This window comes from Sanguibacter sp. Z6_81, from assembly GCF_057180625.1.
This window is the reverse complement of the sequence record NZ_JBXUFV010000004.1, coordinates 205,757-223,786: the sequence shown is the minus strand read 5'-3', so window position 1 is coordinate 223,786 and position 18,030 is coordinate 205,757. Positions and strand designations below refer to the sequence as shown.

Sequence of the window (18,030 nt, the reverse complement as noted above, 5' to 3'; positions counted from 1 at the left end):
TCCTTGACCTGATGAGCACCCAGCGCGACGTGACCGACCGGAGCGGCGCCCCCGACCAGCGGCCCCCGACCCTCATGGTCCGCACCACAGCGATCGACGACCTCTCCCCGGACGTCGGAGCCCTCCTCGACCTGCTGCCGGCGGACTCCCCGCTCGCCTGGGTCCGCCGCGGCGACGGCATCGTCGGATGGGGTGTGGCGGCGCGCATCGAGACGTCCGGCGCGTCCCGCTTCGCCGACGCGGAGGCCGCATGGTCCTCTGTCCGTGCTCGCGCCATCGTGCGCGACGACGTCGGTGTGCCGGGCACCGGCCCTGTCGCGTTCGGTTCGTTCGCCTTCGACGAGGCGTCCGCAGCCGGCGGCGTCCTCGTCGTCCCCCGTGTCGTCGTCGGCCGCCGCGGCGGGACGTCGTGGATCACGACGCTCACCGCGGTCGACGCCGTCCCCACCCTGGGACCGGCCCCCACGCTGCGACGCGCCGTCGCGGACGCCGGGGGTGATGTTCCCGTCCGGGCGCCGGGAGCGGTGACGTACACGCAGGGCGCGGTGCCCGACGACGCCTGGATCGCCGCTGTCGAGGAGGCCGTCGGACGGATCCGCGCCGGCGCGCTCGACAAGGTCGTCCTCGCCCGGGACCTCGTCGCCCGCACCGAGGAGCCCTTCGACGTGCGCTGGGCACTGACCCGGCTCGCCGCCTCCTACGGCGGGTGCTGGACCTTCAGCGTCGACGGCATGATCGGGGCGACCCCCGAGCTGCTCGTGCGCTCGGACAAGGGGCTCGTCACCTCTCGCGTGCTTGCCGGGACGGTCCGCCGCACGGGAGAGGAGCAGGCCGACCTGGCCCGCGCGGCCGTGCTCGCCCACTCCTCCAAGGACCTCGAGGAGCACGAGTACGCGGTGGCGTCGGTCGCCCGTGCCCTCGAGCCGTTCTGCCAGTCGCTCAACGTCCCCGAGACGCCGTTCGTGCTGCACCTCCCGAACGTCCTGCACCTCGCGACGGACGTCACCGGTGTGCTCCGCGGGGCCCGCCCCGCAGCGGGGACCACCGACCCCGACCACGGGCCGTCGAGCCTCGCGCTCGCAGGGGCCCTCCACCCCACGGCGGCGGTCTGCGGCACGCCGACGGCGGCCGCCAACGACCTCATCCGGGAGATCGAGGGCATGGACCGTGCGCGGTATGCCGGCCCGGTGGGCTGGGTGGGCGGCGACGGCGACGGCGAGTGGGGCATCGCGCTGCGGTCCGCCGCGCTCGACGCCGACGACCCGCACCGCCTGCGCCTGTTCGCTGGCTGCGGAGTCGTGGCCGCCTCGGAGCCGGGGGCGGAGCTCGCCGAGACCGAGGCCAAGCTCGACCCGATGCGCCACGCCCTGGCCTGACGCGCGCACGGCCCCGACCGGCGGAACCGGACCGCGCCCCACGACAAGGGCCCGCACTCCTGGGAACGCAAGCACGGGCCCTCGTCCGACCTCGCGTGGCGCAAGGGGAGACGCCACGGAGGTGGCTGGTGACTAGCCGTTACCGAAGAGGTCGCCCAGGTCGGGGATGTTGTCCGGGCTGCTCGGCCCGCTCCGGCCGTTGCCCGACCCGCCGAAGCCGCCGGAGCCGCCGGAGCCGCCCGACCCACCCTGGCCGCTGTCCGGGCTCGGGCTCGGGTTCGTCGTGGCGTCCTCCGCCCTCGTGGCGAGCGTGACCGGCACGTCGATCGACTCGCCGTCCCGCACGACCGTCAGGGTGACGTCCGCCCCGGACGGGAGCGCCCGGACGAACCCCGTGAGGGACTCGGGCCCCGTGACGGGGTCGCCGTCGATCGCGACCACGACGTCACCGACCTCGAGCGCACCGTCCGCCGGCGAACCGCCGGTGATCTCCGTGACGACAGCGCCCTGGCGGGTGGTGCCGTCGACCGTGCCCGTCCCTTCGGCGAGCACGACGCCGAGGAACGCGTGCTCGGCGGCGCCCTCCTCGATGAGCTGGTCCGCGATGAGGAGGACGACGTCGGACGGGATCGCGAAGCCCAGACCGATCGACCCGGCCTGCCCGCTGCCGGACGACAGGCTGGCGATGGAGGACGTGATCCCGATGACCTCGCCGGTCGCGTCGAACAGCGGTCCCCCGCTGTTGCCGGGGTTCACGGCTGCGTCGATCTGGATGGCGTTCGTCACCGCGACCGTGTTGTCCGTGGTGGTCGCGGTGCTCACCGGCCGGTCGATGGCGGAGACGATGCCCGTCGTAGCCGTGTTCGACAGCCCCAGCGGGTTGCCGACGGCCATGACAGGCTCACCCACCTCGACGCCGTCCCCCTCGGAGATCACTGCGGGGACGAGATCGTCCGGTGCGTCGACGATCTCGACGACCGCAAGGTCCGTGGCCGGGTCGAGGCCCGTGATCGTCGCCTCGTAGACGCGGCCGTCCGAGAGGATGACCCCCACGGTGTCGTTGACGGCGCCCGTGACGACGTGCGCGTTCGTGACGATGTGACCGTTCTCGTCGATGATCACGCCCGACCCCTGGCCTCCGCCGGACTCGGTGACGACCTCGATGGACACGACGGACGGAGCCACCGCCTCGGACACCGCGATCCAGTCCGGGTCCGCCTCCGACGAGGACGCGACGGGCACCTCCCCTCCGCCCCCCTCGGAACGCCCGAGCGCGGAGAAGTCGGTCGCGCTGGGCGAGGCGTTCGTGCTCGGTGAGTCGTCGAGCGCCTCGCTGAGGGCGACGGTGCCCCCGGCAGCAAGGACGGCCGCGACGATCGCCGCGGCCGCGACGGGCGCGACGCGTCCTCGCGGCTCACGCCCGGGCGGGGGCGGGGGCGGCGGCGTCGGCGCACCGGTGCTCGGCGGTTGGTAGGCAGGGTCGTCGTGCTGCGATGTCATGAGTGCGTCCCTTCTCTGACTGGGCACCACTCAACTCCATCGCCCTGTGGCGAGGCTTGGTTTTCCCTGGGGACTTGCTGCGAATGTGCTAGGACCGGTCCTCGGCCTCGACCGCCCGCACGACGGCCGCCGCGAGCGCGTCACCGTCCGGACCCCGGGTCGCGCGGTCGACGCGCACCTCGAGCACGGACACCCCCGCCGGAGGGCTGGCGAGCGCGGCCCGCAGCCGCGCCGCGTCACGGACCACCTCGTGCGCGACGCCGTACCCGCCGCACAGGGCGCCGAGGTCCGCGCCGTGCGGGGTCGCGAAGACGCGCTCGAAGAGCTCGTCGTCGCCGAGGCGGGCGTGCTCGAGGGTCGCGAAGATCGAACCGCCGTCGTCGTTGACGACGACCACCTGGAGCTGCACCTGGGGCTCGTGCGGCCCACGGAGGAGCCCACCGACGTCGTGCAGGAACGTGAGGTCCCCCATGAGGGCACGGACCGTGGTGCCGGCCCGACGCTGCAGCGCGAGCGCGACCCCGGTCGCGGTGGACACGGTCCCGTCGATGCCGGCGAGCCCACGGTTGGCGACCACGACGGGCGGTTCCGTCCACCGCGCGAGGAGGTCGAGGTCGCGGACAGGGTTGCTCGACCCGATGACGAGTGCGTCGTGCGGCGTGCTGGCGTCCGCGACCGCGTCCGCGACACCGAGGGCGTCGAGGGACTGCGTCACGCCGCGGGCATCGAGCACGCCCGCTGCGGCCGCGGAGGCAGCCCGCCACCGTGCGAGCCACCGGACACCGGCTCCACCCTGGCCGGGCCCGATCTCGAGCCAGGCGGGTGGGACCCCTCCGAGCACCACGGCGGCGTTGCGCGCCGCGTCCGGCCACCGTGCACTGCCGGGCGCGACGACGACCACGCGCACGCGGGGGCTGGCGAGGAGCTGCTGCACCGGACGGGACAGCGTGGGCCGGCCCAGGACGACGACCTGCCGGACGCCGTCCGTGAGGGAGCGCACCCCGAGGACGAGCCGGTGCGCTGCGACGAGGCAGTGGCCGCCCGCGGCGCCGGAGGAGGCCTCGGCCAGCAGGGGCCACCCGCGCGCCTCCGCGAGACGGCGTGCGTCAGGACCTGCCCCGTCTCCCGCGACGACGAGGGTGGCGACCTCGTCCAGCACCCCGTCGACGTCCTCCTCGGGTGCCACGGCACGCAGGGTGACGAGCCCGAGCCCGGGCACCTTCTCGTCACCGGCTCCGGGGGCCGCGGTACGTGCGGTGTCCCGCAGGAGCTCGTCGAGGCCGCCGGCGGACGGTGCGAGCGGCTCCCGGTAGGCGAGGTTGACGTGCACCGGACCGGGGTCGAGGGTGCGGTACCCGGTCGCGGCCGCGTGCGCCCGGGTGAGCAGCGCACGCAGGTCGGCGTCCTCCCCGGCGCGCCCGGCGGGCGCCGGGACATCGACGGCGAGCCGCACCGCTGAACCGAAGATCCCCACCTGGTCGGCGGTCTGGTTGGCCCCGGTCCCTCGCACCTCGTGCGGCCGGTCGGCCGTGAGCAGCAGCAGCGGGATGCCACCGTGGTGCGCCTCGAGGACCGCGGGATGGAGGTTGGCGACGGCCGTGCCCGACGTCGTGACGACCGCGACCGGTGACGCGGCCCGACCGTGCAGGACCTGCTCGCCGCGCGCCAGGCCGAGCGCGAGGAACGCCGCGTCCCGCTCGTCGACGCGGACGTGCAACCGCACCCTGGCGTCCGGCACGGCCCGGGTCTCGGCGACGAGGGCGTACGCGAGGGGCGCGCTGCGGGAGCCGGGCGCCAGGACGACGTCGCGGACGCCGAGGCGGGCCAGCGCATCGACGAGCACGTGCGCCGAGCGGACGGACGGTGGGAGGGCGATGGGCTCGGGAGCCGGTCCGGTGCCCGTCACCGCGTCGACCCACCGGTGCGGCCGGCGACCCCGGGTGCGAGCCCTTCGGGTGCACCGAGCGCGCTGACCCGGGCGACACGGTCGAGCCATCGGTCGACGATCCGGGGATCGACCCGGCCGGCGTCGGTCGCCTCGAGGTCAGCGACGTCCGGTTGCGGACGGCGCACGTCGATCGCCCCGTCCACCGGCAGGAGCGACCGACCGACCGTGTCCCGCGCGAGGAGCTGAGCGGTGGCCAGACCGCACGCGTAGGGCAGCTCGGGGAGGGCCGCGGCCAGCGCGAGCCCTGCGGCTAGCCCGACAGAGCTCTCGAGCGCGGAGGACACGACGACCGGCAGGCCCACCTGCTCAGCGAGCTCGAGGCACGCACGCACGCCACCGAGCGGCTGCACCTTGAGCACGACGATGTCCGCGGCCTCCGCCCGCACCACCTCGAACGGGTCCTGCACGCGACGGATGGACTCGTCCGCAGCCACGGGGATGTCGGTACGTCGCCGCACGTGCGCAAGACCCGCGACGTCGGGGCACGGCTGCTCGACGTACTCCAGGCCGCCAGCGGCGCGGTCGAGGACCGCCAGCCGCGCGAGCGCGGTCTGCGGGTCCCAGCCGCCGTTCGCGTCGATGCGGATCCGCCCCGCCGGTCCGAGTGCGTCCCGCACCGCCTCGAGCCGCGCGACCTCGTCGTCGACGGTCTGGCCGCGCTCCGCGACCTTGACCTTGGCTGTCCGGCACCCTCCGGACGCCAGCACGATCGCGTGCGCGCGCTCGGGGTCGGTCGCGGGCACCGTGACGTTGACGGGGACCCGCCGTCGGACCGGTTCCGGCCAGCCGTCGTGCGCGGCCTCGAGAGCCGCGGACCACCACGCGAGCGACTCCTCGTCGTCGTAGTCCCAGAAGGGTGAGAACTCGCCCCAGCCGGCCTCGCCCCGCAGGAGCACGCCGTCGCGCCGGTCGAGGCCGCGGAACCGCGTGGTGAGGGCTGTGGAGTAGACGTGCACCCACCCAGGTTAGGCGGTCGCCGGGACGCTGGGTCGTCAGACGCTGAGCGCGGGCACGGCCGTCGCGGACCGCAGCAGCCGGCGGACCTCGTCCCGCACCGGGCGACCCGACCCGAGGGCCCGCAGCGCAGCGCCGTCGACGAGCGCCACGACGGCGTCTGGCGCGAGGGTGATGCCGAGCGCGGCGACGAGATCCGCGACCGGTCCCTGGGCGGCGTCGCGGTCGGTCCCCAGGTGGTCGGCCCCCGGGGTGCGCCCCGACCGGCCCCCGGCGACGAGGTGCTCGTAGTGACCACGGACCGCGGCATCGTCGCCCTCGGGCAGGAGGGCGTCGGCGAGCGCGCCCGGGGGGTCGACGTCCGCACCTGCCGCGACCGCCGCGACGACCGTCCGGGACGAGCGCGCAGAGTGCTCCGACCAGCGCGCCGCGAGCAGAGCACCCGCGGCGCCGACGATGTCGTCGAGATGGTCGAAGTAGTACGTCGTCGAGGCGAGCGGTACAGCGGCTCGCTCTGCGACGGTCCGGTGCGTGATCGCACCCGGTCCGCCCTCCAGCACGAGCGACGCCGCAGCCGCCACGAGAGCGTCGCGGCGCTCGACACCACGCTGCTGGCGTCGCGTCGCGGTCGTCACGCGGCCGACCGTACGGGTGGGAGATGTCCGGAATGTTTCACGCAGCGACGCGGGATGTTTCACGGCTCGTCCTCCGCGCCTGCCACCGGGCCCGCGCGCCAGACCCTAGGCTGGACGGGTGAGCGACCTCCCCGAGACCGTGTCCCAGACCTTCGACCCGACCCGGTGGCGCACGGTCGCCGGGTTCGAGGGTCTCACCGACATCACCTACCACCGGGGCGTCGAACGCTCCCCCGACGGCGGTGAGCGCGACCTGCCCGTCGTCCGCATCGCCTTCGACCGGCCCGAGGTGCGCAACGCGTTCCGCCCGCACAGCGTCGACGAGCTCTACCGCGCGCTCGACCACGCCCGCATGACGTCGGACGTCGCAGCGGTCATCCTCACGGGCAACGGTCCGAGCCCGAAGGACGGCGGCTGGGCGTTCTGCTCGGGCGGCGACCAGCGCATCCGCGGCCGCGACGGGTACCGGTACACCACGCAGGACGCGACGGGGACCGCGGCCGAGAGCGCCGACCACATCGACCCTGCACAGGCGGGACGGCTGCACATCCTCGAGGTCCAGCGCCTCATGCGCACCATGCCCAAGGTCGTCATCGCCGTGGTCAACGGCTGGGCCGCCGGCGGTGGGCACTCGCTGCACGTCGTGGCCGACCTGTCGATCGCGAGCCGCGAGCACGCCCGGTTCAAGCAGACCGACGCCAACGTCGGCTCCTTCGACGCCGGCTACGGCTCGGCGCTGTTCGCCCGCCAGGTGGGACAGAAGCGCGCCCGCGAGGTCTTCTTCCTCGCCCGGGAGTACTCGGCCGAGGACGCCTACGCGTGGGGCGCGGTCAACGAGGTGGCGGACCACGCGGACGTGGAGACGCTCGCGCTCGAGTACGCGGCGACCATCGCGACGAAGTCGCCGCAGGCGATCCGCATGCTCAAGTTCGCGTTCAACCTGGCCGACGACGGCCTCGCGGGGCAGCAGGTGTTCGCCGGTGAGGCCACGCGGCTGGCCTACATGACGGACGAGGCCGTCGAGGGACGCGACGCGTTCCTGCAGCGCCGCGACCCCGACTGGTCCGGGTTCCCCTACTACTTCTGAGCCCGCCGTCGGGCACCGCTGGGTGTCAGCCCGCGACGAGGAGCGCGCCGAGGAGGTCGAGCACGCGGCTGCCGCACAGGGCCACAGCGATCGCCAGCGCGAACAGGCCGCCGAACGACAGCAGGACGGGGATGACGGATGCTGCGGGGCCCGGCTCCCCGGGAGCGGTGACGCGCGACGGGGCGTGCGTGCGGGCGGAAGGCCGGCGGAGCGACCTCGTGCGTGTGCCGTGATGAAGGATCGTTGCCATACCCCCACCCTCGCTCGGGAGGGCGCTCGAGCACATCGGTCCCCCGGCCCGGACTCACGCGTGCGCTCTCCGCCGATGGGAGGACCCGCGACCGGTCCGGGTCAGTCCTCCGGTGGACCGGCCGTCAGCTCGTCGAGTAGGCGCCGCCCGACCGCGGCACGAGCTCCACCCACGTGTTGCCGGGTGCGAGCGTGAGGGGAGCGCCGTCGGGCCCGGAGAGGACCACGGGCGCCAGCGAGCTCTCCTTGCTCCACGTGCCAGTGATCGTCCGGCCTGCGGATGCCACGAGCGCCTCCCCCGACCCGATCATCTCCGTCTCCGGGACAGGCGCCCCGGACGGGTCCTTGTACGGGGTGTCACGCACGGCGACGCTCAGCACGACGACGTTCTCGGCGGTCAGCCGGGCACCCGTGGCGGACACCGCCGGGGAGCCCCCCTCGGAACGCTGGAACAGCCCCGCCGCCGGGTCCCAGGACCACGACGGGCTGCTGTAGCTGGACATCGTGACGTTGACCGTGGTGACGGGCGTCCCCGCGGTCGCGGCGCTCGCCGACGCCTCGTCGCGGGCGAACTGGAACTGGGGTGCCGGGGGCGCGGTGTGCCCGGCGTCGGCCGCCGCGTAGAAGTCCGCCGTCCTGCCGTAGACGTTGTGCGGCGCGCGACGGTCCTTCGTCCGGTAGAAGCCGTCGGCACCCTCGTCGTGGCTGATGACCTGCAGCCCCGCGTCGCGCACGGACTGGACGAACGGCGGCTGCCCGCCCGAGAACGTCATGAGTCCGGCGAGCGGTGCGGCGATGTGCGCATCCATGGGCCGGACCGAGCGGATCGGGCCGATCGTCTCCGGCACCTGCGAGTGATACACCGCGATGTAGCGGGTCACCCCACCCTCGACGACTTCCTCCCACACGACGTCGGCGAGCTCGAGGCCCGTCTGGGGGCGCGCCTCGCGAGAGTTCTCGACCTTGACGGCCAGCGCGGGGCGGTTGCCCTGGTCGGCAGCGACGACCCCGGTGAGCGGCCAGGTGGGCGGAACAGCGGGATCGGGCGGGAGGGCCTTGACCACCTCGGCGTCCGGGGTGGTCGTCGTGGTGACCGCCTCGAGGGGCTCTGCGTCCCCGGCACAGCCAGCGAGCGCGAGCGTGCACGCGAGCGCCACGGTCATCGTCCGACGCCACCTGCGCCGGTCGGCACGAGCCTGCGTCAGGCCAGGGTTGAGCTGCACGGATCCAGTCTCCTCGCTTCGGGGCCCGCGGCTCCCGGCGCGCTGGGCGCGACGGCGCGCCGCGCGTCGTCGGTGCCCACCCTATGGCGCCCTAGGCTGAACCTGTGACGGGCACACCGAGGGACGTGGCGGCAGAGGCGGTCCGGCGTGCGCTCACGGCTCCTCCCGGCGCCCCGGAGGCGTACGTGCTCGTGCCCACCTCCGGTTCCACGGGTGCGCCGCGCACCGTCCGTCTCTCCGGGGCCGCACTGCGGGCATCGGGAACGGCGACGGCAGCCCGCCTCGGCGGGCACGGGCGGTGGTTGCTCGCGCTCCCGACGACGCACGTCGCCGGGCTGCAGGTCCTCGCCCGGTCCGTGCTCGCGGGGACCGAACCGGTGGTGCTCGACAGCGACGCCGGGTTCCGGCCCGGTGCGTTCGCGGCCGCGACGGACGCGCTGCGCGACACCGGTCCGGGCGGGGCCCGTGCCCCGCTGTACACGTCGCTCGTCCCCACCCAGCTGCACCGGCTGCTCGCGGCCGCGGGCGCGCTCGGGCCCGCCGGACCGGCGGGCCGGGCCGGCACGCCCGAGGGCCGCTCGGGGCTGGACGCGCTGCGCCGCTACGACGCCGTGCTCGTCGGCGGGGCCGCGACGTCGCCGGCCGTGCTGGCCGCGGCGCACGCCGCCGGCGTGGCAGTCGTCACGACCTACGGCATGAGCGAGACCGCGGGTGGGTGCGTCTACGACGGCGTGCCTCTCGACGGCGTACGCCTGCGCGTGCGCGAGTCCCTCGTCGAGATCAGCGGACCCGTCCTCGCGGACGGGTACGTGGACGACCCTGCCGCGACGCGTGACGCGTTCGTCGTCGACCCGGAGCCCGACGGCACGGGCACCCGGTGGTTCCGCACGTCGGACGTCGGCCGGCTCCACGACGACGCGCGCGGTCAGGTGCTCACGGTTCTCGGCCGCGCCGACGACACCGTCATCAGCGGAGGGGTCAACGTCGTCCCCGCAGCGGTCGAGTCGGTGCTCGCCGGGTGGGGCGGGATCGGCGAGGTCTGCGTCGTCGGGCTGCCCGACGACGAGTGGGGCAGCCGGGTCGTGGCGCTCGTGACGCTCGCCCCCGGTGGCACGGACGCACCGGACCGCCCGGCCCTCCTGGACGAGGTGCGGTCACGGGTCACCGCCGCCCTCGGTGCGCCAGCCGCTCCACGGGACGTCGTCGTCGTCGACCACCTCCCGGTGCGCGGGCCGGGGAAGGCGGACCGGCGTGCAGCGGCGGTGCTGGCGGCACAGCGGCTCGGCCGCCCGGAGGCACAGCGGCTGGGCCGCCCGGAGGCGCCGAACCGATAGCCTGAGTCCCCATGTCCGACGAAGGGAACCCCATGCCCTCAGCATCCCAGTGGCTCGCCGGAGCCCGGGTGCGCACGCTCCCCGCAGCCGCGACGCCCGTCCTCGTGGGGTCGGGCGCCGCAGCCCAGGTGGGCGGGTTCGAGCCCGTCCCGGCCGTCCTCGCGCTCCTCGTCGCCCTCGCGCTGCAGGTCGGCGTGAACTACGCCAACGACTACTCGGACGGGGTGCGCGGCACCGACCTCGACCGCGTGGGCCCGCTGCGGCTCACCGCGTCGGGGACAGCCCGGCCGGGCCAGGTCAAGGCGGCGGCGTTCACCTCGTTCGCCATCGCGGCGGTGCTCGGGCTGGCGCTCGTCGCCGTGTCGGGGCACTGGTGGCTCGTCGTCGTCGGTGCCGCCTCGATCGCGGCCGCGTGGTTCTACACGGGTGGCAAGAACCCGTACGGGTACCGCGGGCTCGGCGAGGTGGGGGTCTTCACGTTCTTCGGTCTTGTCGCCGTGCTCGGCACCACCTACACGCAGATCGACCGTGTGACGGTGCCGTCCGCCCTCGGTGCGGTCGCCGTCGGCCTGCTCGCGTGCGCGATCCTCATGGTCAACAACATCCGGGACATCCCCACCGATGCCGTGGTCGGCAAGCGCACGCTCGCGGTGCGGCTCGGCGACTGGCGTGCCCGGCGCGCGTACGTCGCGATGCTCTGGGTGCCGATCGGCCTGGGGATGCTCTGCGGGTTCGCGAACCCGTGGAGCGTCCTCGTCGTCCTGCTCGGACTCCCTGCCACGCTGCTGAGCATCCCCGTCCTCGCGGGTGCGCGGGGACGGCTGCTGGTCCCCGTGCTGGCAGCGACCGGCCTCTACGAGCTCGGCTTCGGTGTGCTACTCGGGCTCGGTCTGGCCATCTGAGGCCCGGCCGTCCCCGCCACCGGTGCGACGGCGGTCGAGGACTCCGTCGACACGCGCGTCCTCGGACGCGGCGTCCCCCTCGACCGCGTCGCTGAACCGTCCGCGGTCACCGTCGGCGCGCCGCGCGAGCCGGTCCTCGCGCCGCTGCGCGAGGTACACCGCCGCGGCCTCGCGCGGCCGCGAGAGCACCACATAGCTGATCATCAGCGCCAGGAGAGCCGCGACGACGACGAGGGGCCAGCTCCGCAGACCCACGAGGTAGAGGAGCACCCCGATGAGCAGGAGGAGCGCGACGCGGAGCACAGAATAGATGACGAAGGGCACCTGTCCAGGGTAAGCGCATAGGCTGGATGCATGCCCCGCGCTCTCGCCCTCGTCGCCGCTTTCGCTCTTGTCGTCTACGCTCTCGCCGACTTCGCGTCGAGCGACGAGCAGGACCGTGGGGGCATCCCGCGGTGGCTCTGGCTCATCATCATCGTCGTTCTCCCCTACTTCGGTCCGATCGCCTGGATCGTGTTCAGCCGGTCCCGCCGGTCGCAGGCTGCCGGTGGGCCGCCGGTGGCAGGCGCGGGGCGGCCCGGCGCGGGTCCCGGCCGCGGCCGACGGCGCTCGCGGGGGCCCGTCGCGCCTGACGACGACCCGGACTTCCTGTGGCGGCTGGCGCAGGAGCAGCGCCGACAGGGCCAGGGCCCCGCGGGCACCGGTCGTGGGTCAGCGACCGGTGACACGCGCGGCACCCCGGACGGACCGGCCGACGACGGCGGGACGTCGGGCGAGCAGGGGACCGACCCGACAGACGGCGACGAACCGGACGACGGTGCGGGACCGAACCCGCTCGACCGCTCGAACAGCTGAGCCCCGGCGCTGCGCGCCCGCGCTGAGCCGGGTCCTGCGGGCTGCACGCAGGCGTAGCCCACCAGGACGACGTGCTCCTGCACGTGCCGCCGCTCAGCCGGCCCAGTGCTGCCTGAGGACGTGGGAAGCCCGCGGGTCGTCCTGTACGCGATGGCCATGGCCCTCGAGGGTGAGGTGCTGTGCACCGCGCGCGACGAGAGCCCCGGCGGTCTCCTCGTAGAGGCGGCTCCACCCGCCGGTGACGACCAACGTCCTGGCAGGCAGGCTCCGGTGCGTCCCGAGCCCGATGCCCCACGGCGGACGCAGTGCCCGGAGCCGGCTGACGCTCGCCAGCAGCTCCTCGTCGGGCAGGTCAGGGGGCTCCATCCCCATCCCGGCCGAGAAGCGCCGGGAGAAGTCACGCGCCGACACGGACGCGTCGTCGGCGACCTCGAACAACGGGTGTCATCGCCGCGATGTGCTCCTCGACGGCCGGCCTTCCGCGCGCCAGGTCGAAGCACGCGGGCTCGAGGAGTGCCAACGACCGGACCATCGCAGGCGCGGTCCGGGCGGCCAGCACCGCCGCGTTCGCGCCGTACGAATGGGCGACGACGTGCCCGCCGCCGCACGCACGGAGCGCTCCTAGCAGGCGTTGCGCGTCCCGGGCGGCATCGTCGGCGACACCGTCGCGCCGTAGGAACAGCCAGCCGGGCTCCGCGGCCGCCGCCTGCTGCGGCCAGGCGGCGGCTCCCTCTCTCCCCGCCCCGTGAACGAACACCACATCCATAGCAGGTATGGTGCCGCACTCCCGGCGCACCGCACCGCACCGCACCGCGACGGGTGTGGACCCGCTGGCCGTACCAGCTCCGTCTCCCCGGCGTCGTGCGGGAGGCCCGACGGACGGGTCCTAGGAGTCGGGCAGCTCCGCGTAGGAGTGCTTGCCGCTGAAGAGGATGTTCACGCCGGTGAAGTTGAACAGCACGCAGGCGTAGCCCGCCAGGACGAAGTAGGCGGCACGGCGTCCCGACCAGCCCCGGGTCGTCCGGGCGTGCAGGTAGGCGGCGTAGACGACCCACACGACGAAGGTCCACACCTCCTTGGGGTCCCAGCCCCACGGGCGACCCCAGGCGTCGTTGGCCCAGATGGCTCCACCGATGAGCGTGAAGGTCCACAGGACGAAGCCCACGGCGTTGAGGCGGAAGCTCAGGGCCTCGAGCGACGTCGGCGTCGGGATCGCGTCGAGGAACCGCCAGTTGAACACGCGCGACGCGGCGACGTTCTTGCCGCGCACGACGGTGCCCTCACCGCGCAGGAACGTCGATCCGCGGTCGCGCGAGTCGCGCAGCAGCTGGAGCACGCTCACGGCGAAGGCAACCGTGAAGACTCCCGTGGCGCCGACCGCGACGCCCACGTGGATGACCAACCAGTAGTGCTGCAGGGCCGGCTGGACCTCGTCGGCGACGACGTGGAACGCGTTGAGGCCGACCATGAGGAAGGTCACGACGAGGAACGTGACGACCACACCGAGGAACCGCACGTCCCGTCGCAGCTGCAGCAGGAGGAAGGCGCCTGCCGCGACGAGGGTCCCGGCGAGGCAGAACTCGTACATGTTCGCCCAGGGGGCCCGCCCGGCGGCGATGCCGCGCGCGACGAGCGAGACCAGATGCATGCCGAACCCGAGCCACATCGTCGCCATCGCGATGCCGAGCGCCTTCCCCCGAGGGGTCGGCGCAGACGGCGACAGGGCGGCGGAGACGCCCGGCGTCGTGCTCGTCGACGCCCCGGCCCCGACGAGCTCGCGCTCGCGCGTGCGACGCTGCCCCACGGCGTCGGACAACCGCGAGAGGTCGAACGCGAAGGCGATCATCGCGATCGTGTAGGCGGTCGCCGCCCCCCACGCGAGGACGTCGCTGAGCTCTCCCCAGGGGAACGCTCCTGTGATGCCGGGATTCATCGGTCAGCCTTTCCCAAGCTCGGTTCTGGTCCGTCAGGTACTGCGGGTGCGGGGTGCTGGTCGGGGCCCGGGTCGTCGATCGTGGGCGGGTGTCCCGGGAGGGCGGCCAGGAGGCGCGCCACCTCCGCGTCGAGCCCGGCGTCGTCGCCACGGGCGAGGCCGGCGACCTCCACCACGGTACGGCGTCCACCGTCCTCGGCGACGTCCCGGGCACGGACCCAGATGCGACGGCGCGGTGTGAACAAGGAGACGGCCACGCCCCCGAGCGCGCCGAGCGAGAACGCGAGCACCCAGCCGAGGGACGGGTCGTGGCGCAGGTCCAGGGCGACGAAGCGCGGCAGCCCGGAGAACTCGATCGTCCCCAGGCCGTCCGGGAGCTCGACGGTCTCGCCGAGGCCGACGAGCAGCGTCGCCTCGGTGCCGTCCGCCTCGTCGGCGCGCGTCATGCCCTCGGTCTCCAGCTGGTAGACGTTCTGCGGGATCCCGTCGTCGAGCCCGAGGTCGCCGCTGTACACCGTGAGCACGAGCACGGGGTTGATGGGGTCCGGGAATACCGAGCGGGCTCCGTCCTCGGTGACCTCCGCCGTCGGCAGGAGGAAGCCGAGGAGCCCGATCTGCTCCCCGGTCGAGACGTCGGGCACCTTGATGACGCCGCGCGACGTGTACATGGCGTCCTCAGGGAGGAAGGGCACCGGGCCCGCGAAGGCGATCTCGCCTGCGGCGTCACGCACCGTGACGTCCGGCGCGTACCCGTTCCCCTGGAGGTAGATGTTGGCGCCCGACTGCGTGAGCGGCTCGTTGACCTTGATCTGCTCCTCGCGCGTGGTGCCGTCCGTCTCGCGCACCGTGACGTATGCCGTGAAGTCCTGCGCCTTGGCGTCGGTGATGCGGAAGCGCGACTCGAACGCGTCGAGCGTCATGGAGAACGGCACGAGCGCGTCCTCGCTGAACAGGGCGCCGCGCTCGAACGAGTCGTAGTCGACGACGGAGTTCGCGAACCCGCGCCCCTCCGTGACGATGGCCTGGCCGCGGTACTCGAGGAGCTGCCCCGTGCCGAACGCGATGAGGAGCCCGAGCAGCGAGATGTGGAAGACGAGGTTCCCGGTCTCGCGCAGGTAACCCCGCTCCGCGCTCACGGTGAGCGCACCGTCGGCGTCGGTGCCCGCTGCCACGCGGAACCGGCGCAGGCCGAGGACACGTCGCCCCAGGTGGGTCGTCGCGGCGTCCTGCACCTGCGCAGGGGTCGCGACGGTGGCGTCGACCGTGTAGGACGCGGTGGCCGGGAACCGCGAGAAGCGACGGGGCGTGCGCGGCGGCCGCGCACGCAGGGCGTGCAGGTGCGCCCTCGTGCGCGGCAGGATGCATCCGACGAGCGACACGAACAGCAGGATGTAGATCGCGGAGAACCACACCGACGCGTAGACGTCGAAGAAACCGAGGCGGTCGAGCCACTCGCCGAGCGTCGGGTTCTCCCGGATGTAGCGGACGACGGCTGCCTGGTCCTGGTTGCGCTGCGGGAACACGGAGCCAGGGACCGCGGCCACGGCGAGCAGGGTGAGGAGCATGAGCGCGACCCGCATCGACGTGAGCTGCCGCCAGGCGAACCTGAGCAGGCCGGTCGCACCGAGGTGCGGGACGGTCGCCTGCGTGCCGCGCGGGGTACCGGCCCCGGTCGCGTCGGGGGCCGCGGTGCGCCCGTCCGAGAACGAGTCGTCGATCCCGTCCGGCCGGTAGCTCGTGTCGCGGGGCTCCCGCGGAGTCGTCGGACCCACTAGATCACCGTCTCCGTCCCACCGATGAAACCTTGCATGGCGCGGCTCCACTCGCCCCAGAGACCGCTGACGAGCGCGAGCCCGATGAGGATGAGCAGGGCGCCTCCGAAGCGCATGATCGCCACCTTGTGCCGGCCCAGGAAGCCCAGGGCGCGCGAGCTGCGCTCGAGTCCCAGGGCGATGAGGAGGAAGGGGAGGCCGAGGCCGAGGCAGTACGCGACGGCCAGGGTGCCACCCCGCACGGACGTTCCCTGGTCGAGCGCCAGCGAGTAGATCGCGACGAGGGTGGGCCCGAGGCAGGGCGTCCACCCCAGACCGAACACGAGTCCCAGCAGCGGGGCGCCCCACAGACCGGCGCTGGGGCTCACGTGCAGCCGCCGCTCGCGCTGCAGGAACGGCATCGCTCCGAGGAACGCGAGCCCCATGAGGACGACGACGACGCCGAGCACCCGGGAGATCTCGTCGTCCCAGGCGCGCAGGAAGGAGCCGATCGTCCCGGTGAGGACTCCGATCGAGACGAAGACGAACGTGAACCCGGCGACGAACAGCGCCACGCCGAGCAGCACCCGGCCGCGCCGTGCGGAGGATCCTCCCCCACCCGCCGTGCTGGCCTTCGACCCGTTGCGCGTCGCCGGACCTGCGTTCGAGGCGGCGAGGCCGCTGACGAACCCGAGGTACCCGGGGACGAGCGGCAGGACGCACGGGGAGGCGAACGACACGAACCCCGCGAGGACCGCGACCGGGAGGGCGAGGAGCATCGAGCCGCCGAGGACGGCGCTGCCGAACGTCTCGCCGACGTCAGCGAGGAGCCGGGGGTCTGCTCCGGCGACGAGAAGGGCTGCGGTGTGGCTCACGGGGGTCTCTGACGCCGGCTCAGGCGTCGACCTCGGCCAGCACGTCGGAGACGAGCGCGTCGAGGGTCGTCGCCTGGACCTGTCCGAGCACGCGAGCGGCGACGCGCCCCTGCTGGTCGAGCACGACCGTCGTGGGTACGGCCTGCACGGGGACGACGCCCTGGAGGGTCGCGATGGCGGAGCCGTCGGTGTCGGCGATGGACGGCCAGGTGACGTCGTGCTCACGTTCGAACGCCAGGGCTGCTCCGGCGTCGTCCGTCCCGTTGATCCCGACGAGGTGGACGCCGTCCGCTGCTCGCTCGGTCGCGACCTCGAGCAGGTCGGGAGCCTCGGCCCGACAGGGCGGGCAGGCTGCGTACCAGGTGTTGAGGACGACGACGCCGTCGAGGGCGCCCGTGTCCACGGGCTCGCCGGAGAAGTCGGTGCCCTCGAGCCGGACGGCTTCACCGCGGTCCTCGACCGTCCACGTCTTGACGCTGCCGTCGCCTGACAGGTAGCCCTGGCCGACGACGTCCTCGGTGGCGGTGTTGCCCGAGTCGGTCGAGCACCCGGCGAGGGTGAGTCCCAGGGCGACCGCGAGGAGCGTCGTGCGCCGGGCCGACCGTCCGTCTCGGCGGTCGTCGGAGCCGTCGGGGCGCGCAGGGGTCAAGGCGTGAAGCACGGTGCCACTATTCCGGAGCGGACTGAGAGATCACTGAGAAACGGTGCGATCGCCATGTGATCTGCACGACGCCGGGCGCCTACGCGCCCGAGACCTTCGTCGCGCCGGGCAGGAGGTCCGCGACGGGCTCGGTGTAGTGGATGCCCACGAGTCGGTCCCCCTCGAACCGGAGAGAGGTGAGCGACGCGAGGGAGCACTGCCGGTTGCGCGGGTCGTGCCACAGTCGCTTGTTCTCGAACGCTCGGCGAGCCGTCCAGATCGGGAGCTGGTGGCTCACGAGGAGGGCTTCGTGGCCCTCCGCGCGCTCACGAGCGGCGTGCACGGCGGCGTGCATGCGTACGGCCTGCTCCCGGTACGGCTCGCCCCACGAGGGGCGGAAAGGGTTGACGAGGTGCGGCCAGTGCTCGGGGTGGCGCAGCGAACCGTCTCCGACGCCGAACGTCTTGCCCTCGAAGTGGTTGCCTGCCTCGATGAGCCGCTCGTCGGTGCCGAGCTCGAGCCCGAAGGCTGCCGCAGCGGGTGTGGCCGTCTCCTGGGCTCGCTGCAACGGCGAGGCGGTGACGTCGGTGATGTCGTGCTGCCCGTCGGCGAGGTACGCGGCGACCCGGCGCGCCATCTCGTGGCCGAGCTCCGAGAGGTGGTAGCCGGGGATCCGTCCGTAGAGGATCTTGTCGGGGTTGAAGACTTCTCCGTGACGCATGAGGTGAACTGTGGTGGCGGCCATGCGCACAGTCTCCCAAACATCTC

General features: G+C 73.7%; 19 protein-coding genes. 5 read left to right on the top strand and 14 right to left on the bottom strand.

Going from position 1 to position 18,030, the window contains the following annotated elements; translation table 11 throughout:
• The first annotated feature begins 11 nt into the window (after positions 1–11).
• Positions 12–1,376, top strand: coding sequence for an isochorismate synthase (locus AC2AXK_RS11965; RefSeq protein WP_484345603.1), 1,365 nt, complete (start codon positions 12–14; stop codon positions 1,374–1,376).
• A 132-nt stretch (positions 1,377–1,508) separates the two neighbouring features.
• On the opposite strand, the gene AC2AXK_RS11960 is transcribed toward AC2AXK_RS11965, so the two are convergent.
• The 4 genes from AC2AXK_RS11960 to AC2AXK_RS11945 form a co-directional block, all read right to left on the bottom strand.
• The gene (locus tag AC2AXK_RS11960) at positions 1,509–2,876 is read right to left on the bottom strand and encodes a S1C family serine protease (protein WP_484345602.1); all 1,368 of its coding nucleotides are present in this window, start codon (positions 2,874–2,876) and stop codon (positions 1,509–1,511) included.
• A gap of 88 nt (positions 2,877–2,964) precedes the next feature.
• Positions 2,965–4,782 carry a 2-succinyl-5-enolpyruvyl-6-hydroxy-3-cyclohexene-1-carboxylic-acid synthase gene (menD, locus tag AC2AXK_RS11955; RefSeq protein WP_484345601.1) on the bottom strand — a complete coding sequence of 606 codons (1,818 nt, stop codon included), beginning with the start codon at positions 4,780–4,782 and terminating at the stop codon, positions 2,965–2,967.
• Positions 4,779–5,780 (bottom strand): o-succinylbenzoate synthase, encoded by a 1,002-nt coding sequence (locus tag AC2AXK_RS11950; protein WP_484345600.1) that lies wholly within the window; start codon positions 5,778–5,780, stop codon positions 4,779–4,781. The genes menD and AC2AXK_RS11950 overlap by 4 nt, the downstream gene beginning before the upstream one ends.
• A 36-nt stretch (positions 5,781–5,816) precedes the next feature.
• Positions 5,817–6,413, bottom strand: coding sequence for a TetR/AcrR family transcriptional regulator (locus AC2AXK_RS11945; RefSeq protein ID WP_484345599.1), 597 nt, complete (start codon positions 6,411–6,413; stop codon positions 5,817–5,819).
• A 118-nt stretch (positions 6,414–6,531) separates the two neighbouring features.
• Here AC2AXK_RS11945 and AC2AXK_RS11940 point away from each other — a divergent pair, with 118 nt between their 5' ends.
• Complete coding sequence (locus AC2AXK_RS11940) at positions 6,532–7,500, top strand: 1,4-dihydroxy-2-naphthoyl-CoA synthase (protein ID WP_484345598.1); 969 nt, start codon at positions 6,532–6,534, stop codon at positions 7,498–7,500.
• 25 nt (positions 7,501–7,525) lie between these two features.
• Here AC2AXK_RS11940 and AC2AXK_RS11935 read toward each other — a convergent pair whose 3' ends face one another.
• Together AC2AXK_RS11935 and AC2AXK_RS11930 are read right to left on the bottom strand one after the other, a co-directional pair.
• Positions 7,526–7,750 (bottom strand): hypothetical protein, encoded by a 225-nt coding sequence (locus tag AC2AXK_RS11935; protein WP_484345597.1) that lies wholly within the window; start codon positions 7,748–7,750, stop codon positions 7,526–7,528.
• Positions 7,751–7,874: 124 nt separating this feature from the next.
• On the bottom strand, positions 7,875–8,972 hold the full coding sequence (locus AC2AXK_RS11930) for a DUF3048 domain-containing protein (protein ID WP_484345596.1): 1,098 nt from the start codon (positions 8,970–8,972) through the stop codon (positions 7,875–7,877).
• A gap of 104 nt (positions 8,973–9,076) precedes the next feature.
• Between AC2AXK_RS11930 and AC2AXK_RS11925 the strand changes: the two genes are divergently transcribed.
• Both AC2AXK_RS11925 and AC2AXK_RS11920 read left to right on the top strand, forming a co-directional pair.
• Positions 9,077–10,306, top strand: a complete 1,230-nt coding sequence (locus AC2AXK_RS11925; protein ID WP_484345595.1) for an AMP-binding protein — start codon at positions 9,077–9,079, stop codon at positions 10,304–10,306.
• A 32-nt stretch (positions 10,307–10,338) separates the two neighbouring features.
• Positions 10,339–11,208 carry a 1,4-dihydroxy-2-naphthoate polyprenyltransferase gene (locus AC2AXK_RS11920; protein WP_484345594.1) on the top strand — a complete coding sequence of 290 codons (870 nt, stop codon included), beginning with the start codon at positions 10,339–10,341 and terminating at the stop codon, positions 11,206–11,208.
• Here the strand turns inward: AC2AXK_RS11920 and AC2AXK_RS11915 are convergent.
• Entirely contained in the window at positions 11,182–11,532 is a 351-nt protein-coding gene (locus AC2AXK_RS11915) for a DUF4229 domain-containing protein (RefSeq protein WP_484345593.1), read from the bottom strand. The two genes, AC2AXK_RS11920 and AC2AXK_RS11915, sit on opposite strands and share 27 nt — an antisense overlap.
• 30 nt (positions 11,533–11,562) lie before the next feature.
• Here AC2AXK_RS11915 and AC2AXK_RS11910 point away from each other — a divergent pair, with 30 nt between their 5' ends.
• The gene (locus AC2AXK_RS11910; protein WP_484345592.1) at positions 11,563–12,063 is read left to right on the top strand and encodes a PLD nuclease N-terminal domain-containing protein; all 501 of its coding nucleotides are present in this window, start codon (positions 11,563–11,565) and stop codon (positions 12,061–12,063) included.
• Positions 12,064–12,156: 93 nt separating this feature from the next.
• Here the strand turns inward: AC2AXK_RS11910 and AC2AXK_RS11905 are convergent, their stop codons facing one another.
• From AC2AXK_RS11905 to AC2AXK_RS11875, 7 genes are all read right to left on the bottom strand, one after another.
• Complete coding sequence (locus tag AC2AXK_RS11905; RefSeq protein WP_484345591.1) at positions 12,157–12,474, bottom strand: hypothetical protein; 318 nt, start codon at positions 12,472–12,474, stop codon at positions 12,157–12,159.
• Positions 12,461–12,829 (bottom strand): alpha/beta fold hydrolase, encoded by a 369-nt coding sequence (locus tag AC2AXK_RS11900; protein ID WP_484345590.1) that lies wholly within the window; start codon positions 12,827–12,829, stop codon positions 12,461–12,463. The genes AC2AXK_RS11905 and AC2AXK_RS11900 overlap by 14 nt, the downstream gene beginning before the upstream one ends.
• Positions 12,830–12,949: 120 nt before the next feature.
• Positions 12,950–13,996: a c-type cytochrome biogenesis protein CcsB gene (gene ccsB, locus AC2AXK_RS11895; protein WP_484345589.1), complete on the bottom strand. Its 1,047-nt coding sequence runs from the start codon at positions 13,994–13,996 to the stop codon at positions 12,950–12,952.
• A complete protein-coding gene (resB, locus tag AC2AXK_RS11890; protein ID WP_484345588.1) occupies positions 13,993–15,768 on the bottom strand; it encodes a cytochrome c biogenesis protein ResB in 1,776 nt (591 codons plus the stop codon). The genes ccsB and resB overlap by 4 nt, the downstream gene beginning before the upstream one ends.
• Complete coding sequence (locus AC2AXK_RS11885) at positions 15,768–16,526, bottom strand: cytochrome c biogenesis CcdA family protein (protein WP_484345751.1); 759 nt, start codon at positions 16,524–16,526, stop codon at positions 15,768–15,770. The genes resB and AC2AXK_RS11885 overlap by 1 nt, the downstream gene beginning before the upstream one ends.
• Positions 16,527–16,641: 115 nt before the next feature.
• Positions 16,642–17,283, bottom strand: coding sequence for a TlpA family protein disulfide reductase (locus tag AC2AXK_RS11880; protein ID WP_484345587.1), 642 nt, complete (start codon positions 17,281–17,283; stop codon positions 16,642–16,644).
• A 79-nt stretch (positions 17,284–17,362) separates the two neighbouring features.
• Positions 17,363–18,007 carry a histidine phosphatase family protein gene (locus tag AC2AXK_RS11875; protein WP_484345586.1) on the bottom strand — a complete coding sequence of 215 codons (645 nt, stop codon included), beginning with the start codon at positions 18,005–18,007 and terminating at the stop codon, positions 17,363–17,365.
• Between the last annotated feature and the right edge of the window lie 23 nt (positions 18,008–18,030).

What these genes read in the sequence shown, in the direction of transcription:
- AC2AXK_RS11965 (WP_484345603.1), top strand. Translation starts at nt 12, where the DNA reads ATGAGCACCCAGCGCGACGTGACCGACCGGAGCGGCGCCCCCGACCAG.
- AC2AXK_RS11885 (WP_484345751.1), bottom strand. Translation starts at nt 16,526, where the DNA reads ATGCTCCTCGCCCTCCCGGTCGCGGTCCTCGCGGGGTTCGTGTCGTTC.
- AC2AXK_RS11900 (WP_484345590.1), bottom strand. Translation starts at nt 12,829, where the DNA reads ATGGATGTGGTGTTCGTTCACGGGGCGGGGAGAGAGGGAGCCGCCGCC.
- AC2AXK_RS11875 (WP_484345586.1), bottom strand. Translation starts at nt 18,007, where the DNA reads ATGGCCGCCACCACAGTTCACCTCATGCGTCACGGAGAAGTCTTCAAC.
- AC2AXK_RS11960 (WP_484345602.1), bottom strand. Translation starts at nt 2,876, where the DNA reads ATGACATCGCAGCACGACGACCCTGCCTACCAACCGCCGAGCACCGGT.
- AC2AXK_RS11935 (WP_484345597.1), bottom strand. Translation starts at nt 7,750, where the DNA reads ATGGCAACGATCCTTCATCACGGCACACGCACGAGGTCGCTCCGCCGG.
- AC2AXK_RS11920 (WP_484345594.1), top strand. Translation starts at nt 10,339, where the DNA reads ATGCCCTCAGCATCCCAGTGGCTCGCCGGAGCCCGGGTGCGCACGCTC.
- AC2AXK_RS11910 (WP_484345592.1), top strand. Translation starts at nt 11,563, where the DNA reads ATGCCCCGCGCTCTCGCCCTCGTCGCCGCTTTCGCTCTTGTCGTCTAC.
- ccsB (WP_484345589.1), bottom strand. Translation starts at nt 13,996, where the DNA reads ATGAATCCCGGCATCACAGGAGCGTTCCCCTGGGGAGAGCTCAGCGAC.